This is a genomic window from Phycisphaera sp., from assembly GCA_025916675.1.
In the GTDB taxonomy this organism is placed as follows: Bacteria; Planctomycetota; Phycisphaerae; order Phycisphaerales; family UBA1924; genus JAHCJI01.
This window is the reverse complement of sequence record CP098402.1, coordinates 2,875,300-2,894,173: the sequence shown is the minus strand read 5'-3', so window position 1 is coordinate 2,894,173 and position 18,874 is coordinate 2,875,300. Positions and strand designations below refer to the sequence as shown.

Sequence of the window (18,874 nt, the reverse complement as noted above, 5' to 3'; positions counted from 1 at the left end):
TGCGCGGTGGCGATCGGCAAAGCGAGCGAAGCCCGAGCTCACCGGTAGCATGGCAAGTACTCTACCAGATTCAGCCCTGGATGTGCAAACTGCATGGGGGGCAAGGTGGGGTGGTCGCCGATACTGTGTCGATGGTGCGCTACGCGATAGGCTGCATGACCGGGACGAGCCTCGACGGGCTGGACGCCGTCCTCGTGGAGGCGGAGGGAACGGGCTTGGACCTGCGCGTGCGCGCGGTCGGGCACGAGGGGGCGGGGCTCGGTGATCTCGCAGACGGGCTCCGCGCGGCAGCAAGCGGCACGCCGATGAGCGCCGGGGAGTTCTCGCGCCTCGCGCTGGAACTCGGGGAACTGCACGCCCGGGTGGTCGGGGACATGGTCGATACCGCCGGCATCGTGCCTGCGGTGTGCGTGCTTCCGGGCCAGACGGTCGTTCACGCCCCCCCCGTCTCGATGCAGCTCATCAACCCATGGCCCGCCGCGCAGCGGCTGGGCTGCCCGGTGCTCCACGACCTGCGCGGTGCCGACCTCGCGGCGGGCGGTCAGGGCGCCCCGATCACCCCGATCGCGGACTGGGTGCTGTTCCGGTCCGAAGAGGAGGACCGCGCGATCGTGAACCTCGGCGGGTTCTGCAATGTCACGACGCTGCCGGCCGGCTCTGGGCCCGAGGACGTGCGAGGGTTCGACGTGTGCACCTGCAACCAGGTCCTCGACGCCTGCGCCAGACGGGCGCTGGGCGAGGCGTACGACGAGGACGGGCGAGCGGCCCTGGCCGGCACGCCCGACGACGACGCGGCGGGCTCGCTCCTCGACATCCTCCGTGCGCAGTCATTAGGAACTCGCTCGCTCGGCACGGGTGACGAGTGCGGGGCGTGGGTGGACCGGTACGCCTCGCTCGATGGGAATAACCTGATGGCCAGTGCCGCCCGTGCGGTTGGCACCGTGATCGGAGAGCGGGTGCGGGGCTCGGGCGCAGCGGTGCTTGCGGGTGGTGGTGTTCGGAACCCGGCGCTCGTGCACTCGATCGAGGATATCGCGGGCCCCAGCCGGACCACTGAAGCGTTCGGTGTCGGTGCGCAGGACCGCGAGGCGACGTGTGTCGCGGTGCTTGGCCTGCTCGCGCTCGATGGCGTCATGTACACGCAAGGGCCTATCACAGGGCGGAAGGATCGACTGATGACCGAAGGGGCGTGGATTGGGGTGCGCCCGTGAAGTCGCCGCCGGACCGTTCGGGCGTGCCTACCGAGGGCGTCCACCCGCGCAGCGTGGGTCTGGATGCGCTGCCGACCGCGGAATTGCTGGCGCTGATGTCGGCAGAGGACGAGCGGGCTGCACGCGCGGTGAGCGCCGAGACAGAGCGCATCGCGGCGCTGGTGGAGGATGTCGTACCGAGGTTCCGAGCGGGCGGTCGCCTCATCTATGTCGGCGCCGGGACGTCGGGGCGCCTGGGCGTGCTCGATGCCTCGGAGTGCCCGCCCACGTTCCTCGTGGACCCATCGCGCGTCATCGGGATCATCGCTGGTGGCGATGCCGCATTACGCCGGTCGAGCGAGTCGCTCGAGGACGATCCGCAGGGCGCCGGCGCGGAGCTGGAGCGGCTCGGTGTGGGCCGGCTCGACACGGTCATCGGGCTGACCGCGGGCGGGACTACGCCCTACCCGCTAGGAGCGATTGACATAGCACACTCGCGCGGTGCGCTGACGGCGCTGGTGACGTGCGGCAGCCTGCCCGAGAGCCTCGATGCGGACCACGTGATCCGCCTCGAGACGGGGCCCGAAGTGCTGGCGGGGTCGACGCGCCTGAAGGCGGGGACCGCAACGAAGCTCGTGCTCAACATGATCTCGACCGCCCTGATGGTGCGCCTGGGCAAGGTGCACGACGGGCTGATGGTCGACGTGAGCGCTACGAATGACAAGCTGCACGACCGGGCGGCGCGGATCGTGGTACGCTTGGTCGGCGGGTCGCGCGAGGACGCCCTCGCGCTGCTCGACGAGGCGGGCGGTCGCGTGAAGACCGCGGTGGTCATGCGCTCGCTGCTTGTATCACGAGGCGAGGCGGAGGCGCTGCTCGAGGTATCGGATGGGGCGCTGCGTGGCGCGTTGGAACGGGGGGCGTCGTGCTAACAGTGCTCGACGGCGTGGTCTTCGCGGCGTACGCCCTCGCGGTGCTGGTGATCGGCTGGCTCGCGGCACGACGGGTGCGGAGCGCGGAGGCGCTGTACACGGGCGAGCGGCGCGTGCCGGCGTGGGCGATCGCGGTCTCGGTCGTCGCGACGTCGGTCTCGGGTGCAACGTTCATTGGAGGACCACAGGAGTCATACACGTCGAACCTGACGTATCTGTCGGCGTCGATCGCGTCGGTGCTCGGTGCGGTGCTGGTCGCGTGGCTGCTCCTGCCGAAGTTCTATGCGGCCCGTGCGACGACGGTGTACGAGCCGATCGGCGCACGACACGGGGTGTTCGCGCAGAAGTCCTGTGCCGCGGCGTTCCTGCTCGGCCGCCTGCTCGCGAGCGGTTCGCGGCTCTACATTGCTGCGGTGCCGTGCAGCCTCATCGTGTTCGGCGACCTCGCGATCGATCACCTGCTGGTGTGCGTGGCGGCGATGGGCACGCTGGCGATGATCTACACGTCGTGGGGCGGGATCAGGGCGGTGATCTGGACGGACGCGCTGCAGGCCCTGGTGATGGTGGTCGCGGTGGTCGCGAGCATCTGGGTGCTGGTGGGGCAGATCGGCATCGCGCCGAGCGACTTGCCTGGCGCGATCGCCCACGCCGACCCAACGGGCGACAAGCTCGTGCTGATCGACCTGTCGTGGGACCTCGGCTCACCCTACACGCTCTGGGCGGTGCTGCTGGGGCTGACACTCTTCAACGCCGCGGCGTTCGGGACGGACCAGGACCTCGCGCAGCGCCTCCTGACCTCGCGGAGCGCTCCGCGGGCGGCGTGGTCGCTGATCGCGTCGAGTCTGCTGGGGACACTCGTCGTCGGGCTGTTCCTGTGCGTGGGGCTTCTGCTCTTCGTACGAGACGCCTCGGGCGGCGGGGTGGTCGAGGGCGACACGCGCGGGGTGTACCTCGCCTTCATCCTCGACGATCTCCCGACGGGCCTACGCGGCCTGCTGATCGCTGGTCTGTTCGCCGCCGCGATGAGCAGCACAGACTCGGCGCTCAACGCCATGTCGAGCTCCGTGGTCGTGGACCTCGGCTTCGGTAAGAAGGACGCCGGCGCTCGCACCGCCCGGATCGTGAACGCACTCTGCGGCTCGGCGTTGATCGCGATGGCGTGTGTGTTTGTGTTGGCGGAGGGCGGGAAGGACGAGGGGTTGATCCCCTTCGCGCTGGGCGTGATGATCTACGCCTACGCGGGGCTGCTGGGGGTCTTCGTGTCGACGCTGCTGCTCGGACGCGGGAGCGCGCTGTCGATCCTGTGCGCGCTGGTGTTCGGCGCGGGCTACGTCGCGGCGCTGCAGTTCATGGTCGAACCGGCGCCCTCATTGGGGTGGCGCATGCTCGGCGGCTTTCTCATGAGCCTCGCTGTCTGCTCGCTTGCCAAGGGGCCAAAGCAGTGAGCGCCGCGCTGCGCGAGCTTGGGGCGATGACCATGCTCGGCATCCGCGGCGCGACGCCGGGCGACCCGGGGCTGGAAGAAGACCTCGATGCCTGTGCTCATGCGGGGGTGCGGATGGTGATTCTGTTCGATCGCGACGTGGCCACCGGTGGGGAACGGAACGTGCGATCGCCCGGGCAGGTCCGGGTGCTGACGGATCACGTGCGCTCGCGCCTTGGCGACGACGCTCTGGTCGCGATCGACCAAGAGGGCTGGCGCGTGCAGCGCCTCTCCCGTGCGCACGGCTTCGCGGGCTGGCCCTCGGCGCATGAGTTCGCGTTGCTGACGGAGCAGGAGCAGTTGGCACAATCGCGTTCGATGGCGGTCGCACTGCGCGACGCCGGCATCGCCCTGAACTTCGCGCCGTGTGTTGACGTGAACATTAATCCTGCGTCGCCGGTGATTGGGGCACTGGAGCGGTCGTTCTCGGGTGAGCCGGGGGAGGTCGCGGCGTGTGCCGAGCGCGTGGTGCGGGCGCATCGGGAGGCGGGGGTCGCCTGTGTGCTCAAGCACTTCCCCGGTCATGGGTCGGCGACGGTCGACTCGCACCACGACCTCGTTGACATCTCCCGAACTTGGAAGCGTGATCGCGAGCTGGCGCCGTACCGCTTGCTGATGGGCAAGCGTGTTGGCGTGATGACGGGGCACCTATTGCTGGCCGCGTTCGATGCGGACCGTCCGGCATCGCTGTCGCGCGCGGTGACGACAGGGCTACTCCGTGACGAGCTCGGTTTTGCTGGCCCTGTGTTCACCGATGCGCTCGACATGGAGGGCGTGCGGGCACGCTGGTCGCTCGAGGAGACGATCTGCCTGGGCGCAGAGGCCGGCGCGGACGTGCTCGTGCACGCCTGCAACTCGGCCCGGAGCGAATTTGCGCCGGACGTCGTCCGATCGATGGAAAAGGCCTCCTCGGAGATCGAAGGGCTCACGGCCCGGGCGGCGCTGTCGCACGAACGGGTACGGTTACTGGCTTAGCCCTGGCGGCAGATCCACGAGCACCTGGCTACGTTCAACATCGCTCTGGCCGAAGCCGCCTGGAGATGGCCGACCCGCCCTCCGGGTCCCCGCTCGCCCATTCCCAAGTACACCGCAATCGTGCGATTTCCATTGATCGGGTGGCCGATTTGTGGTAGATTGTGTGTATGGACGCCCCGATCTAGCGGGGTATGGCAAAGGTCAGGAGGTTCGATATGGTTGCGATGGGGCGTTGTCGGGGTAGTGTTGTGGTGCTGGTTGGTGCGTGCGGAGCCACGATGGCCCAGGCACCCGATCCGCTGCCGTCGTCGACGGTGCTCGAATTGTCGACCTTCGCAACGATCTCGACGATCGATCGTTCGGGGGCCATCGACCTGGACGCGCCCCGCGACGGCTCGGGCCGCGTGTTCGTGAGCACGAACGAGGGCAAGGTGTTCATCTTCTCGGCGGCGGGCGATCCGCTGGGCGTGTTCCTCGATCTGGCCGCACCGGGCGTGCTCCCCGACTTCCGGCAGATCTTCCGACTGTCGACCAATGGGCTTTCCTACAGCGCATTTCACCCCGACTACGCCGTGCCGGGCACAGCGGGAGAGGGCAAGTTCTATACCACTTCGATGAGCGTGAGGCCAGGCTCGCGCGCGCCCGATTACAGTGGCGCGGCGCTCCCCAGCCGGCCGGGCGACAGCCGGGCGCAGTACGCCATCACCGAATGGACGGTCGACGCGAGCGACCCGAACCGCATCGACACCACGTCGCGGCGTGAGGTCATCCGCTTCGAGTTCAGCGGCCGAGTGGTCGACTCGCACAGCGTCGGCCAGCTCATGTTCGATCCGTACGCCGAGCCTGGCGACGCGAACTATGGGCTGCTGCACATCCCGTTGGGTGACATGAACAACGGCTCTGGCAATCCCGGCTGGCAGCACGTGCAAGACCGCGACAACCCCTTCGGCAAGATCTTGCGCATCGATCCGCTGCAGAACGGTACGGATCGGTATTCGGTACCCGCGAGCAATTTCTACGCCGATGGTGGGCCGTTGCTCGACGATGACGGCAACACCGAGGAGATCTTCGCCTGGGGCATGCGAAACCCGCAGAACATGTGCTTCGCGCGCGACGCGTTGGGGAACGGGCGGCTGCTTGTTTTCGACATCGGCGACGAGAAGTTCGAAGAGATCAATATCGTCGACAACGGCGACAACCACGGCTGGACGCGATACGACGGGCCCGACGATGGCAATCTGGGCACGGTACTCCGCCTGCCCTCGGGCTCGACGCTCGAGTTCCCCGCCGCGGTGTACGACCACGAGATCCCAAACACGCCCGGTGCGACGCCGACGGCCGAGAACACCGCCATCGTCGGCGGGTTCCCGGTGATCGATCCGAGCGATCCGGGGTTTGGCGAGCAGGTGCTGTTCAGCGACCTCGCGCGCGGGGCCTTCTTCCACGCCGACCTGGGCGAGTTGTTCGCGGCCGACGCGGGCGATACGCAGGCCGATGTGTTCGTGATGAACGTGAGCGTGGACGGCAGCACGCCTGGTGGGATCAACGACATTTTGGGCCTCGATCGCGTGGACCCTCGCTTCGGTTCAGATGAATCGGGCCGAGTGTTCGTGGTCAGCCGTCAGGTCGACACGGTGTGGGTGGCCGACCTGGTGATCGACGAAGCCGAGCTTTGCGTGGCCAACTGCGACGGCGATGGTTCGCTCACACTCTTCGACTTCCTGTGCTTCCAAAACGCCTTCGACGCGGGCGACCCGAGGGCCGACTGCGATGGTGATGGGTCGCTCACGCTCTTCGACTTTCTGTGCTTCCAGAACGCGTTCGATGCGGGGTGCGGTTGAGGCTCAGTCCTCCGCTTCGGGCGCTACGGCGAAGATCTGCAACTTATGCCCCTGGGGCAACAACCCCAATTCCTTGCAGATGCGATCGCGGATGGCCGCGAGTTCGGGCACGTCGATGGTGACGACCTCGCGCGTGTCGAGGCGCACGAGCGTGTCGCTTGGGCTCTCGCCATAGGCGAGCTGGTACTGGGCCTGGTCGCCCTCGGTCAGCACGCGCTGGATGATGCCCGCCTCTTGCAGCAGGTGGATGGTGCGGTACACCGTCGCCTTGCTCACGCGATGCTGCCGCTCGCGCAGCTCGTCGATCACCTGCTCGGCCTCGAAGATGCGGTCGAGCTGGATGATCGCGTCGAGCACCTGGGCCCGCTCGGGCGTGTACTTCTGCCCCTCGGCCTTGAGCTGACGCCGGAACACGGCGCACAGGGGCTCGGTGATGCGCAGGGCGGGGGTCGAGTTGGTGTTGGGAGACAGTTCGGCCATCGGTACATGGTAGGTGAGATGCGTCAGCCCAGCCGTACCTCGATCGCCGCCGGCTCGAATCGCCCGATCGTCTGGCGCAGCGCTGCACCCCGCCAGTGTAGTGCCAACGAGCCGTTTGCGGGCACATACACGCTTGTATACAGCGTGCCCGAGCCCTTGGCGTAGCTTGCGCGATAGAGCGGGGGCTCCAGGAACCTCTGGGTGAGTGTGCCGAGCGTCTGGCCCTCGTCGCCGAGCAGGTCGCGGGCCCGGTTCAGCCGCTCAACCGTCTTGCACGAGATGGCGTACTGCGGCCACTCGACCTTGCCCTGGTGGTTGGTGCTCGCCGTTGCGTGGTCGATGCGGCTGGAGCGGTCCGGCGCGGCGTACACCGTCGCGTGGTCGCCGTTCTTATCCAGGCACACGAACGTGTAGGTCATCGAGCATGGCACGCGGGCGATGGCCCTGGCCGCCTCGCTCGCGGTGGTGCAGGTCTGGAGCGCATACCGCACCAGCAGCGGAGCGGCGAACCCATCGCCCGACACATTGCGCCCGCCGAAGGCCAGCGCGACGCACAGGCCGTGCTCGTTCACGCCGTCGAGCGCGCCCCAGATGCAATCGGTCATGCACACCGTTGAGACGTCATCCCAGTTGGCGTGCAGCACGATGCCATCGGACAGGTGCGGCGCGTGGTCGTAGTTGCGCACCAGGGCGGGCCCGCCCTCGCCCAGCCACACGGCTTGTGTGCAGCCGCGCACCAGCGGCGGTGGCTTGTACAGCGCGAGGAAGCGGGCGATATCGGCCTTGTCGCCAAAGCGCGCGAGCAGCGCCGCGTACGTCGGCAGCAATTCTGGCACGTGCTGAGCCAGTGCTTCTCGCGCCGCCTTGGCGCTCATGCGGCCCTTGCTCTTTGCGATCCACTTCTGGTACGCGGGCCAATAAGCCGCGAACGCTTCATCTAGCTCGAATCCGTCACGCATGACGCGGAAGAGCATGGTCGGGCTGGTCGTGGCGCCCGGGCTCACAGCAGCTTGAAGCCGGTCAATTCGGGCTGGCCCGCCCCGTCGCTCTCGCCCGCGTAGAACCTGCGGATGCCCTTGATCCACTGCTTCGCCCGCGGCGTCAGCTGGAAGTCGTCATCCATGAACCGGCCCGGGCTGACCAGGATGCCCAGGTCGGCGCCCTCGTACCGGTAGTCACCCGGGGCCGCGATGCGCAGGAAGAACGCCCGGTTCTCGAACTGCACCGTGCGGCGGTGCGTCTGCATGCGCACGTAGTGCATGCCTCCCTTGCCGTCTAATTCATAGATGCCGCTCGGCGGCGCGTGGGTGATGCGGTCGACCGTGTCGTCGGTGTGCTTGATGACCAGTTGCGACCAGCTATCGATATTCTGCGGGTCGGCCCAACGCTCGTTCAACTCGTCGACGTCGAGCTCGTACTTCACGCCCATCCACTCGAGCAGGTGGAACAGGAACAGCGGCGCGTCGGCGTGGGCGAAGGCGGCTAGGTTGGTCATGCTGCTCGCGCCGGTGATGCGCGGGTTGCACTCGCCCAGGTACACCTTTCCGGTGTCCAGGTCGGTCAGGTAGTCGATCTCGAAGTAGCCCAGGTAGCCCATCTCGCGGAGCTGGTCGCCGAAGGCCATCGCGGCCCGGCGGGCGTTCCTGCGGATGCGCTTATCGAACGCATCGTCGAACACCTCGTTGCCGCACCACCCGCCGCGATAGGGCGTCAGCTCCTTGAAGCCCACCAACTCGGTCATCAGCGGGCCCACGATCGTGCCGTGCCGGGTGACGCACGCTTCGAGCGCGCTGCCGCGGCAGCGGATACGCTTCATCACCTTGACCTCGGGGGCGCTGGTGATGTCGGCCTCGTGCTTGGCGAAGTCGCCTTCATTCTTCACGAAGAAGGTCGTGTGCCCCGAGTCGCCGTAGGCGGTCTGGATCACCACGTCGTCGCCGAGATTCTTGGTCTTCTTGCGCAGGTCCTCGTAGTCCTTCACGCTCACCAGCTTATTGGGCACGCTGTACACGCGGGCCTTGTTGCCGATGCGGGTGGTCTCCATCTTGTCATCGACCACGCTGCGCAGCGACGCGGGCGGGAAGCAGACCTCAAGGCCCAGCTCCTTGCAGAGCTTCTCGGTGGTCTCGTCGAACATCAGGAACACGGCCTTGCCGTTGGTCTTCAGGCCCTTGCCACGGCTCTTGATGAGTTCCTTGACGGCCGGGTGGCGCAGCAGGTAGTTGTTGATGTCCTCGATGCTCTCGAACGGCTCGTGCGGCCGCTCGGGCGGCACGAACACGTTGGGGTGCTGCCCGTCGAAGCAGTCGATGTAATTGATGTACGTGAAGTTGCGGACCCACTCGTCGATGCCCAGCAGGTTGAAGTTCGTCGCGCTGATGAAGTAGATGGGCTCGGTGTTGCGGTGGAAGAACCGTCGGATCTCCGAGATGCCGTACAGCGTGCCCTTGCGTTTACGCTTGCCGACGTCGCTGGTGAGCGATTTGGCTTTCGTGAGGTTGGTTGGCTTGGTGGTGACGGTGGTCATGCTGCCCCCTGAGCGGTGGAAGAACGTGGCTTAGGTCCGAAGCGCGTGCTCCTCGAAGACGCGAAGGCCGTACGTGGAGTGATAGCCGTGGATCTCCTTGACGTCCAGCGCCAGCAGGTACGCGATGATCTCGGCGCTGAACACCTGCCCGGGCACCAGGATCGGGAACCCCGGCGGGTACGGCGTCACGAACGCCGCCGACACAAACTCGCGGCCGTCCTTGATCTGCTTGAGCAGGTCGCCGCCGAGTTTTACCCATTCGGTGTTGTCCTGGTCGTACGCCAGGAAGAACGCCCGCCGCAGGTCGCCCTCGGGCGTCGAGGCGTCGCCGTCGCGGAAAGCCTGGTGGAAATGGCTGAAGTTGGGTAGCGGTGGGCCCTCGAGCAGCGAGTCGACCTTTTGTGTGTGCAGGTTCAGCCCCGCGGCGCTCTCGGTGCTGAGGTTGTCCTCGACGCGGCGTGAGATGTCGGCCAGCGTCTCGATGAGGTATGCCACGTCGCCCCGCGTGGTGCCGATGTTGGGCATGAACAACGCGGTATTGCGCGAGGTCTTGTTGATCTGGATGTCGTAGCGGTCCATCAGCAGGTGGCGGATGGTGTCGCCGTCGATACCCGTGGTGCCCACCTCGAGCGTCACGCGGGTGGGGTCGAGCGTGAACTCGTCCTCGCGCCATGCGGCGTCCATCTTGCCCCAGCCCTGCTCGGGGTGGTAGTAGAACTCAAGCCCGCTGGGCCGGTGCCCACTGGGGATCATGTCGGCCGGCCGCAGCACGCGGAAGAACCGCGAGATGTCGGGGTGCTCGTTCACGCGCTTGCGCAGCGTCATGGCCAGGTCGATGGTCTTCTCGACCAGCTCGAAGCCCTCAAGCTCGACCTGCCGCCGCCCGGCGTCGAGCGAGGCGATGATCTGGTAATTGGGCGAGGTCGAGGTGTGCGTCATGAACGCCTCGTTGAACGCAGTGCTGGCCTGCTGCTCGAAGTCCTCGTCGTATACGTGGATCATCGAGCCCTGCCGCAGGCTCGTGAGCGTCTTGTGCGTTGACTGGGTGGCGTACACACGCACCCGGACCTCGGTGGGGTCGGCCATCGGCTCGTCGCCCTCGGCGCGATTCGCGTAGGCGATGCGATACTCGGAGCTGCGGTACAGCTTGCGGAGCGTGCTGGCCGCGTCCATCGCCGTCCGGCGGCGCAGCGTGGGGCTGAAGCGGGCGTAGGCGAACCACGCCTCGTCCCACAGAAAGATCATGTCGGGCTTGATCGCCAGGATGCGCTTCATGATGCGCACCGGGTCGTACGTCAGGCCGTCGAACGTGCAGTTGGTCAGCACCAGCATGCGCACGCGGTCGAGCTTGCCCGCGTCCTTGAGCGCGAGCAGTTGCTTCTCGATCTCTTCGAGTTGCACCGCGCCGTACATCGTGTACTTCTGGAGCGGGTACGAGTCGAGGTACACCGGGTGGGCCCCGGCCAGCACGAAGGCGTAGTGGTGGCTCTTGTGGCAGTCCCGATCGACCAGCACGATGTCGCCCGGACGGATGAGCGCCTGCTGCACGATCTTGTTGGCCGTCGAGGTGCCGTTGGTGACGAAGAACGTCTGGCGAGCGCCGAAGGCACGGGCCGCCGCTTCCTGGGCCTTGCGGATGGGCCCGCGCGGCTGCAGCAGCGAGTCGAGCCCGCCGCTGGTCGCGCTGGTCTCGGCCATAAACAAGTTGTCGCCGTAGAACTCGTGGAAGTCACGAGCCCAGTGGCTGGTGGTCATGCTCTTGCCGCGCGCGATCGGCAGCGCGTGGAACACGCCCGTGGGCTTGGCCGCATACTTGCGCAGCGCGTCGAAGAACGGCGTCTCGTACCGCTCGCGAACACCCCGCAGGATGCTCAGGTGCTGCTCCATGTACTGCTCGAGCCGGTAGAACGTGCGGCGGAAGGCGTTGCCCACGTTGCCGGCCACCGAGTCGAGCGGTGTGTCGGTGACGAGATACAGATCAAGCTCGGGCCGCAGCTTCTTGAGCACCTTGGCCAGGTGCAGGCTCCGATCGAGCCCGTAGCTGTTGGGCATGTTCTCGGCCGAGAGCGCGTTGAGGTACCGCCGCAGGGCGGGGTGGCTGTTCTCGGTGTTGAAGGCGAAGTTGTATCGCAGGAACACGGCCTGGATGGTCGGGTTGAACAACGCCGCGATCACCGCGTCCTGCGCGCTGGGCACCGTAAGCACGTCGTAGACGAACTCGTCGCCCTCGCGCCGGCACTCGGCCAGGCCCTCACGCAACGAATCGTGGTCGTACGCGTCGGCCCCATCGACGAACAGCACCTCGAAGTACGGTCGACCGCGGACTTGCGATCTCGGATCGATCTCCTGCCCGTTCTTGCGCGGGTCGCGTCCGGGCTCGTCGAACACCGCGCCGCCGCGTTCGCGGTACGCGTCGCCGATGAGCAGGCGGCTGATGCTCGAGACCCGATCGGCCAACTCGCCCGTCGCGCCCGCGGCGCACAGGCGGGTGAGTTCGTCCATCCGGGCCGGCCCGGGGAACGCCCAGTAGGGCTCCAGGCTGGCCAGCACGTCGAGGCTCTCGGCCACCTGCGCACGGGGCTCGCTGGCGTCCTGGCCCGACCGTGTCAACTCGCGCAGCCAGTTGGTGCGCACCTGCAGCTCGTTCCAGGTGTCCATGCGCAATTGGAAGGCGCTGTACTGGCGCCCCCGCTGGCGCTGGGGGCGGGTGTCGACCGACTCGGCCTGCGTCATGGCGTGGATCCCGGCACGGGCGGCTGCGTCAACGTATCGGGCGCGGCCGGAGGCGCAGGCGTGGCCGGCTGGCTCGGCAGCGGGGGCATGGGCTCGGGCTGGTGCTCGCCAAACGCGATGCCGGCCCGGCTGCCCCGCGCCATCTTTTCGAGCGTGCCCAGCGTGTTGAGGTATTCGGCGGTCGGGCTGCCCCGCTGGTACACCTCGAAGTCGACGGCCCGATCGCGGAAGCTCTTGAGCGGCTGGCCGAGCCCCTTGAGCCCGACCTCACGCGATCGCCGAACGCGGTCAAGGTCGATCTCGATGGGCAGCAGTTCCTCGTTGCTGCCGGCTTGGTACAGCACGTCGCCAGTGGGTGCCACGAACAGCGAGCGGCCGTTGCCGCCGTCGCCGATGCCGTTGATGTCGACTACGAAGCACTGGTTCATCGCCGCCGTCGCGCGCACGATCGACAACTCCACGTCGCGGTCCATCGTGGGCGTCAGCGTGGGGTGCAGGATGACCTCGGCGCCCATCGCCGCCAGCGTGCGCGTGGTCTCGGGGAACCACATGTCGTAGCAGATGCTCACGCCGAAGCGGCCGACCTCGGGCACGTCGAACACGCAGAACTCGGTGCCCCACTCCACACCTGTCTCGTAGGGCATGAAGGGGAACATCTTGCGATACCGCGCGATGACCTCGCCCGCGGGGTTGATCACCGGTGTGGTGTTGTAGATGCCCGTGTCGGTCTTCTCGTAGAGCGAACCCGGCAGCAGCCAGATGCCGTGGCGGGCGGCCAGCTTCTGGTAGTGCTGCTCGACGTCGCCTGGCAATGGCGTGGCGTGGCCCGTCCACCCGCCGAAGGTGGCCAGCTCGCTCACGATGACCATCTGCACCCACGGGTACAGGTGCATGACCATCTCGATGCGGTCGGAGATGTGGTCGAGGTTCGAGCGACGGCCCGAGACGTTCAATTGCAGGCCAGCGATGGCATAGGGGCGCATAAGTTCGTTCGCCTTTCGTACAAAGCACCATAGGGGCCGAAGTTACGAGGGTCAGGGATACGGGGAATCACGCGCGGCCGGGGCCTATTTCGATCCCGAGCCGTTCGCGTGCTGTTCGATGCTCTTGCACAAGATGTCGAGCCCGCGGTCCAGTTGCTCGTCGGTGATCACCAGCGGCGTCAGTACTCGGATGCAGTTGCCCGCCACGCCCGCGGCGATGACCAGCAGGCCCTTGCTCCGGCAGTCGTCGATGACCGCCTTGACCATCGCGGCGGAAGGCTTGGCGGAATCACCGTCCTCGCACAATTCGATGGCCTTCATGGCGCCAAGCCCACGGATCTCGGTGACGGCCTTGACCTTGCCGGCCAGTTCGCTGAATCGGCGGTGGATGGTGTCGCCGATGCGCGTGGCCCGTGCGTTCAGGTCGAGCTCTTCCATCCGCTTGATCGTCGCGAGCGCCGCGGCGCACGCCACGGGGTTGCCGCCGTAGGTGCCCCCCAGCGTGCCGGGGTTCACCTTGTCCATCACGCTGGCCTTGCCGATGACGCACGCGATGGGCAGCCCGCCGCCCATGGCCTTGGCCCAGGGCGAAAGATCGGGCTTCACGCCGCTGTGCTCGTACCCCGCCCACCTGCCCGTGCGGCAGAAGCCCGACTGGACCTCATCAAAGATGAGCACGATGCCGTGCTCGTCGCAGATTCGACGTAAGCCTTCTAAGTACGCCTTGGGCGCGACGTTGAAGCCGCCCTCGCCCTGGACGACCTCGATGATGATGGCCGCGACCTGCGTGGGCGACACGGTGTCGACGAAGGCACGCTCCAGGCGCACCAGCTCGCGCTCGACCACCGCTGCTTCGTGAATCGCCTCGCCCGGCAGCGCCTTGGGAAAGGGCAACCGGTAGACCTCGGGCGCGTACGGGCCGCAGCCTTCTTTCAGGCGCGTCTTGCTGGTCAGCGTGGCGGCCAGTAGCGTCCGGCCGTGGAAGGCACCCGCAAAACAGATCACGCCCGCGCGGCCGGTGGCCTGGCGGGCGATCTTGATGGCGTTCTCGACCGCCTCGGCCCCGGTGCTGATGAGCATGGCCTTCGTGCTATCGCTCGCGTCCTCGTGATGCGGGAAGAGGTCGACGAGCTTCTCGCACAGGGCCACGTAGGGCTCGTAGGTCGCCACGTGGATGCACGCGTGCTGGAGCGTGCCAACCTGCTGGCGGACGGCCTCGACCACTGCCGGGTCGGAATGGCCCACGCCCATCACGCCGATGCCGCTGGCAAAGTCGATGAACTCGTTGCCATCGGCGTCGGTGATGATGGCACCATCGGCGCTGGCGGCGGTCATGGGGCTAAGCATGCCCACGCCCGAGCAGACCACCTTCTGGCGGCGGGCGACGAGGGCGGCCGAGGCGGCCTGGGCGGTATCTGTCGAGGCGGTAGCTGGCACTGAGGAACTCCTGACACAGCGGGATTCGGGCTGGAAACAGAGTGTATGCGCGACCGGACGCGCCTAGTTTCTAAGAACGGACTCGGGAGAGCAGGGAGGATGCCCATGCGTGGTCTGCGGTTCGCGTTCTTCGTGCTGGCGATTGGCGTGCTGCCGGGGTGCGGCTTGTTTGGCGGCATGCCCGGCGACCGCGGCCCGAGCCCGAACTACTTCTCCGTCTCGTCGGAGGTCGAGCCGATCTGGCAGGGCTGGCGGGACGACTCCATCCCACACTTGCGGCTGCGGCTGTGGCTCATCGACGCCGCCGAGGAGGCGTCTGTTGGCAATACCTACGACCCGGCCGTCAAGATCTTGGTTCTCAAAGGCGATCTCCGCGACGGCTTGGTACCGGACCTCGAACAGGTCGATTCTGGCGGCTACCCCTCCCCGCAGGCCTGCGGCCTGCTGATCCAACGCGAGGACGATCAGAACAGGCCGGGCCTCCAGGTCGATTGCCTGCTGTTCGAGGGCGCCCACGACATCGTCCCGGCTGCACAGAACTACTACTGCATTTTCTACGGTGATCGCGGTACGCAACCCGTCCTCTGGAGCGAGGCCGACGGCTTCCGGCCCATCGGTCGCACCGATCTGAGGGGCTGGAATTCCATCGCGGTCATCCCCGGCCGGGCGATCGTGGTCCGCACGCGCGAAGGGCTGGTCGCCCTCGATTGGGACGGCAACCCGATGCCCGACCCCGGCTGGGCCCCGGGCCTGGATGTTGGCGCGGTGTACCCGGTGCTCGGTGATACGGCCGTGCTCTTCCCATATGACGGCAGCGACAACCCGCCCATGAAGGAGGGCGCGTACCTCTGGCGCCCCGGCCCATCGGGCGGCGATGGCCCCCACCGCGTGGTGCCCTTCCAGGACGGTTGGGTCGATGGTCCGGGCAACGCCTACTTCGGCTTCGAGAGCAACCGCGATCGCATCTACAGCCTCGAGTGGCCGGCGGACGAAGAGCCCACGGGCCGTCGCGTGCTGGACGTACCCGGCGTGTTCCGAACGGCGTCGGCCATGTCGCCGGATGGCCGCTTCGTCATATCGGGTGATCCGGGCTTCAAGGTGCCTCGCAACGACGCGCGCGTCCACGAGGTCCACGAAAACGGCAAACGCCTCTGGCGACGTGTCGGAGATCCGCGGCGCGGCCTGCAACCCGTGTGGCTGCACAAGCGTTTCGGTGCACCGGCTTCGGTCGAGATCGTTCGTCGGCCGTAGCGGGTTCCGGGCGTAGCCCGGTCGGTAGCCCGCTGAAAAACAGCCCCGCCCGAGGCCACAATGAAATCTGACTCACGACAAGCCCCCGCCCGATGACGCGGGGTACGGTCCGTGGCACGTCCGGAACCGTGCATCTCGTGACCGTACATCTCGTGGAGGATTCGTGATGACCACCAGCCGCACCCGCTCGTTCGCTCGCACCATCGCCGGCCGCCCCATCTACCGCCGCCGCCGCGCGACCACGGCCGCGTCGCTCCTGCTGGCCGCCATCGCCTTCCAGAGCGGCTGCGGCACGATCTTCTACCCCGAGCGCCGCGGCCAGGACGGCGGCGACCTGGACATCGGCGTAGTGCTGCTCAACGGCGTGGGCCTGCTGTTCTTCCTCATCCCCGGCATCATCGCCTACGCGGTCGACTTCAGCACCGGCGCGATCTACCTGCCGCCCGAGGAGGAGGGGCTGCTCGACACCGACGGCTCGTCGCGGGCCCCCGACCTGCAGATCCCAACCAGCGAACTGACCGCCGAGCGGCTGGCGACCGAGCTGAGCGAGAAGACCGGCAAGGACATCTCCGAAGCCGACGTGCTGGCGGCGCATCCGCAGCTTCGTTGAAGCTGAATTAAGCCAAGGCCATGATCGTGATTACGGCCAGAGCTGCCGCGAGCGCGAGCAGGAGCCCGAGGCCGAACACGGCGTACAACCGTTGCCGTTTGCGGCAACGTGCGCACAAGGTGGCCATCTCGAAGCGATCGAACAGTCCGGTCGTATGGACCTGGATCTGCCGCGTCACGTGGTCAACCGTGCGACCGCAAGCCGAGCATTCGAAGCGAGATGGCGTGTCGTTTTCCACCTACACCAACCCCCACGACACATACTTCAAGCTCGTGTACTCCTCCATCACATACTTCCCACCCTCGCGGCCGAAGCCCGAGTGCTTCACGCCGCCGAATGGGGCTTGCGCGGTCGAGGGTGCCGCGTCGTTGGCGCCGACGATGCCGTACTCCAGGGCCTCTGCGACCCGCATCAGCCGGGTGGCGTTGCTGGTGAAGAAGTAGCTCGCGAGCCCGAAGGGCGTGTTGTTGGCTGCGTCGATGGCCTCCTGGTCCTTTTCAAACTTTGCCACGGGGGCGACGGGGCCGAAGGTCTCCTCGCTGGCGCACTTCATGTCGGGCTTCATGCCGTCGATGACGGTGGGGGCGTAGAAGCGGTCGGCCAGGCCGTCGAGCTTCACCATCTCGCCGCCCACCTTGATCGTCGCGCCTTTGCTCTTGGCGTCTTCCACGTGCTCCTGGACTTTCTGGATGGCCTTGTCATTGATGAGCGGACCGAGGTCCACGCCCTCCTGCGTGCCGCGGCCCACCTTGAGCTTCTCGACGGCCTTGGCGAAGCGATCCATGAACGTCTCGTAGATGCCGCTCTCGACGTAAAAGCGATTGGCGCAGATGCACGTCTGCCCGGCGTTGCGGAACTTGCACGCGACCGCCGCGCTCACGGCGCGGTCGAGGTCGGCATCATCGAACACAATGAACGGCGCGTGCCCGCCGAGCTCCATCGAGAGCCTCAACAAGTTCTCGCTGGCCTGCTTCATCAGCACCTGGCCCACCGGCGTCGAGCCGGTAAAACTCAGCTTGCGCACGCGGCTGTTTTCGAACATGGGCCCGGCGACCGCCTTGCTATCGCCCGTGACGATGTTCACCGTGCCCGCGGGCAGCCCGGCCTCGATCGCCAGCTCGCCGATGGCGATCGCGCTGAGCGGGGTCAACTCGGCGGGCTTGACCACCACCGTGCATCCGGCCGCCAGGGCGGGCCCGATCTTCCGCGTGATCATCGCGGCGGGGAAGTTCCACGGTGTAATAATCGCGCACACGCCCACGGGCTGGCGCATCACGAGGATGCGCTTGTCGTTGCTGTTGGCGGGGATGGTCTCGCCATACATCCGCGGCGCCTCGCCGGCGGCCCACTCCAGGAACGACGCGGCGTAGTTGATCTCGCCCTTCGCCTCGCTCAGCGGCTTGCCCTGCTCGGCGGTCATGATCGCCGCCAGCCGGTCGGCGTCGCGCAGCATCAGCTCGCCCAGCTTGCGCACCAGCTTGCCGCGCTCGGCGGCGGGCCGCTTGGCCCACGGGCCGAACGCCTCGTGCGCCGCGTCGATGGCGCGCTTCGACTCAGCTTCACCCACACTGGGGATGGTGGCGACGATCTCATCGGTCGCCGGATCGGTAACATCGAGCGTGGTGCCGTCGTCGGCCTTGATCCACGAGCCGTTGATCAGGTTGTCGGTCTTGAGGTTGTCCTTGGAGTCCACAGTGATATCCCTTTGATTATGTCCTGAGATTCCCGAAGATGGAGCATCCTACGGACCGCCGCGCGTGGGTTTGGCGCTCGGTCAGTAAGAATGAGCCGAGATTCATGGGGCCTTCACCCTGCGGTCACCGCCGGGGTCGAAGATACTTTCATGACCACAACCAACAAGAAACTTGAAGGCAAGACCATTGCAATCCTCTCCACCGACGGGTTCGAGCAGAGCGAACTCGAACAACCCCTAACCGCCCTCCAGGAGGCCGGTGCGGAGGTCCACATTGTCACGCCCGATGGCAAGGACATCCGAGGCTGGAACGACGGAGACTGGGGCGACACCGTCAACGCCGATCGTTCGATCACCGACGCTCGGGCCGACAACTACGATGCCTTGGTCCTGCCCGGCGGCGTGATGAACCCAGACAAGCTGCGGACGCGGGAAGACGCGACGACGTTCGTGCGTGAGTTCTTCAAGGCCGGCAAGCCCGTGAGCGCCATCTGCCACGCGCCCTGGATCCTCATCGATTGTGGCGTTCTTGACGGCCGCGAGGTGACCAGTTGGCCGTCGCTGAAGAACGACCTGAAGAACGCCGGTGCCCGCTGGGTCGACAAGGAAGTCGTATGCGATCAGGCGCTAACGACAAGCCGCTCGCCCGCCGACCTGCCCGCGTTCATCGACAAGACCATCGAGGAGATCCGTGAGGGCAAGCACGCCGGCCAGAAGACCGCATGAGTCCCAATCTATC

Annotated in this window: 16 protein-coding genes; 8 read left to right on the top strand and 8 right to left on the bottom strand. The window is 66.8% G+C overall.

From position 1 onward, the window contains the following. Positions 1-131: 131 nt before the first annotated feature. The 5 genes from NCW75_12265 to NCW75_12245 all read left to right on the top strand — a co-directional run bounded on the left by NCW75_12265 (position 132) and on the right by NCW75_12245 (position 6,421). Positions 132-1,211 carry an anhydro-N-acetylmuramic acid kinase gene (locus NCW75_12265; protein ID UYV12066.1) on the top strand — a complete coding sequence of 360 codons (1,080 nt, stop codon included), beginning with the start codon at positions 132-134 and terminating at the stop codon, positions 1,209-1,211. After that, positions 1,208-2,122, top strand: a complete 915-nt coding sequence (gene murQ / locus NCW75_12260) for an N-acetylmuramic acid 6-phosphate etherase (protein UYV12065.1) — start codon at positions 1,208-1,210, stop codon at positions 2,120-2,122. The genes NCW75_12265 and murQ overlap by 4 nt, the downstream gene beginning before the upstream one ends. Continuing rightward, positions 2,116-3,567, top strand: a complete 1,452-nt coding sequence (locus tag NCW75_12255; protein UYV12064.1) for a hypothetical protein — start codon at positions 2,116-2,118, stop codon at positions 3,565-3,567. Before murQ ends, NCW75_12255 begins: the two co-directional genes overlap by 7 nt. After that, the gene (locus tag NCW75_12250) at positions 3,564-4,580 is read left to right on the top strand and encodes a hypothetical protein (protein UYV12063.1); all 1,017 of its coding nucleotides are present in this window, start codon (positions 3,564-3,566) and stop codon (positions 4,578-4,580) included. The genes NCW75_12255 and NCW75_12250 overlap by 4 nt, the downstream gene beginning before the upstream one ends. A 278-nt stretch (positions 4,581-4,858) precedes the next feature. Continuing rightward, complete coding sequence (locus NCW75_12245) at positions 4,859-6,421, top strand: PQQ-dependent sugar dehydrogenase (protein ID UYV12062.1); 1,563 nt, start codon at positions 4,859-4,861, stop codon at positions 6,419-6,421. Positions 6,422-6,424: 3 nt separating this feature from the next. Here NCW75_12245 and NCW75_12240 read toward each other — a convergent pair whose 3' ends face one another. From NCW75_12240 to NCW75_12215, 6 genes are all read right to left on the bottom strand, one after another. After that, positions 6,425-6,901, bottom strand: coding sequence for a transcriptional repressor (locus tag NCW75_12240; protein ID UYV12061.1), 477 nt, complete (start codon positions 6,899-6,901; stop codon positions 6,425-6,427). 23 nt (positions 6,902-6,924) lie between these two features. After that, the gene (locus tag NCW75_12235; GenBank protein UYV12060.1) at positions 6,925-7,905 is read right to left on the bottom strand and encodes a C45 family autoproteolytic acyltransferase/hydrolase; all 981 of its coding nucleotides are present in this window, start codon (positions 7,903-7,905) and stop codon (positions 6,925-6,927) included. Then, positions 7,902-9,428 carry a biotin carboxylase gene (locus tag NCW75_12230; protein ID UYV12059.1) on the bottom strand — a complete coding sequence of 509 codons (1,527 nt, stop codon included), beginning with the start codon at positions 9,426-9,428 and terminating at the stop codon, positions 7,902-7,904. Before NCW75_12230 ends, NCW75_12235 begins: the two co-directional genes overlap by 4 nt. A gap of 30 nt (positions 9,429-9,458) precedes the next feature. Next, positions 9,459-12,161 carry an aminotransferase class I/II-fold pyridoxal phosphate-dependent enzyme gene (locus tag NCW75_12225; GenBank protein ID UYV12058.1) on the bottom strand — a complete coding sequence of 901 codons (2,703 nt, stop codon included), beginning with the start codon at positions 12,159-12,161 and terminating at the stop codon, positions 9,459-9,461. After that, complete coding sequence (locus NCW75_12220) at positions 12,158-13,144, bottom strand: carbon-nitrogen hydrolase family protein (GenBank protein UYV12057.1); 987 nt, start codon at positions 13,142-13,144, stop codon at positions 12,158-12,160. Before NCW75_12220 ends, NCW75_12225 begins: the two co-directional genes overlap by 4 nt. Positions 13,145-13,228: 84 nt before the next feature. After that, a complete protein-coding gene (locus NCW75_12215; GenBank protein UYV12056.1) occupies positions 13,229-14,581 on the bottom strand; it encodes an aspartate aminotransferase family protein in 1,353 nt (450 codons plus the stop codon). Between the two features lie 99 nt (positions 14,582-14,680). Between NCW75_12215 and NCW75_12210 the strand changes: the two genes are divergently transcribed. Beyond that, positions 14,681-15,832: a hypothetical protein gene (locus tag NCW75_12210; protein UYV12055.1), complete on the top strand. Its 1,152-nt coding sequence runs from the start codon at positions 14,681-14,683 to the stop codon at positions 15,830-15,832. Between the two features lie 166 nt (positions 15,833-15,998). After that, positions 15,999-16,442 (top strand): hypothetical protein, encoded by a 444-nt coding sequence (locus NCW75_12205; GenBank protein ID UYV12054.1) that lies wholly within the window; start codon positions 15,999-16,001, stop codon positions 16,440-16,442. Between the two features lie 7 nt (positions 16,443-16,449). On the opposite strand, the gene NCW75_12200 is transcribed toward NCW75_12205, so the two are convergent. Continuing rightward, positions 16,450-16,680 carry a hypothetical protein gene (locus tag NCW75_12200; GenBank protein ID UYV12053.1) on the bottom strand — a complete coding sequence of 77 codons (231 nt, stop codon included), beginning with the start codon at positions 16,678-16,680 and terminating at the stop codon, positions 16,450-16,452. Then, complete coding sequence (locus tag NCW75_12195) at positions 16,681-18,135, bottom strand: NAD-dependent succinate-semialdehyde dehydrogenase (GenBank protein UYV12052.1); 1,455 nt, start codon at positions 18,133-18,135, stop codon at positions 16,681-16,683. Positions 18,136-18,285: 150 nt separating this feature from the next. Here NCW75_12195 and NCW75_12190 point away from each other — a divergent pair, with 150 nt between their 5' ends. Next, positions 18,286-18,861 carry a type 1 glutamine amidotransferase gene (locus tag NCW75_12190; protein UYV12051.1) on the top strand — a complete coding sequence of 192 codons (576 nt, stop codon included), beginning with the start codon at positions 18,286-18,288 and terminating at the stop codon, positions 18,859-18,861. Positions 18,862-18,874: the final 13 nt, after the last annotated feature.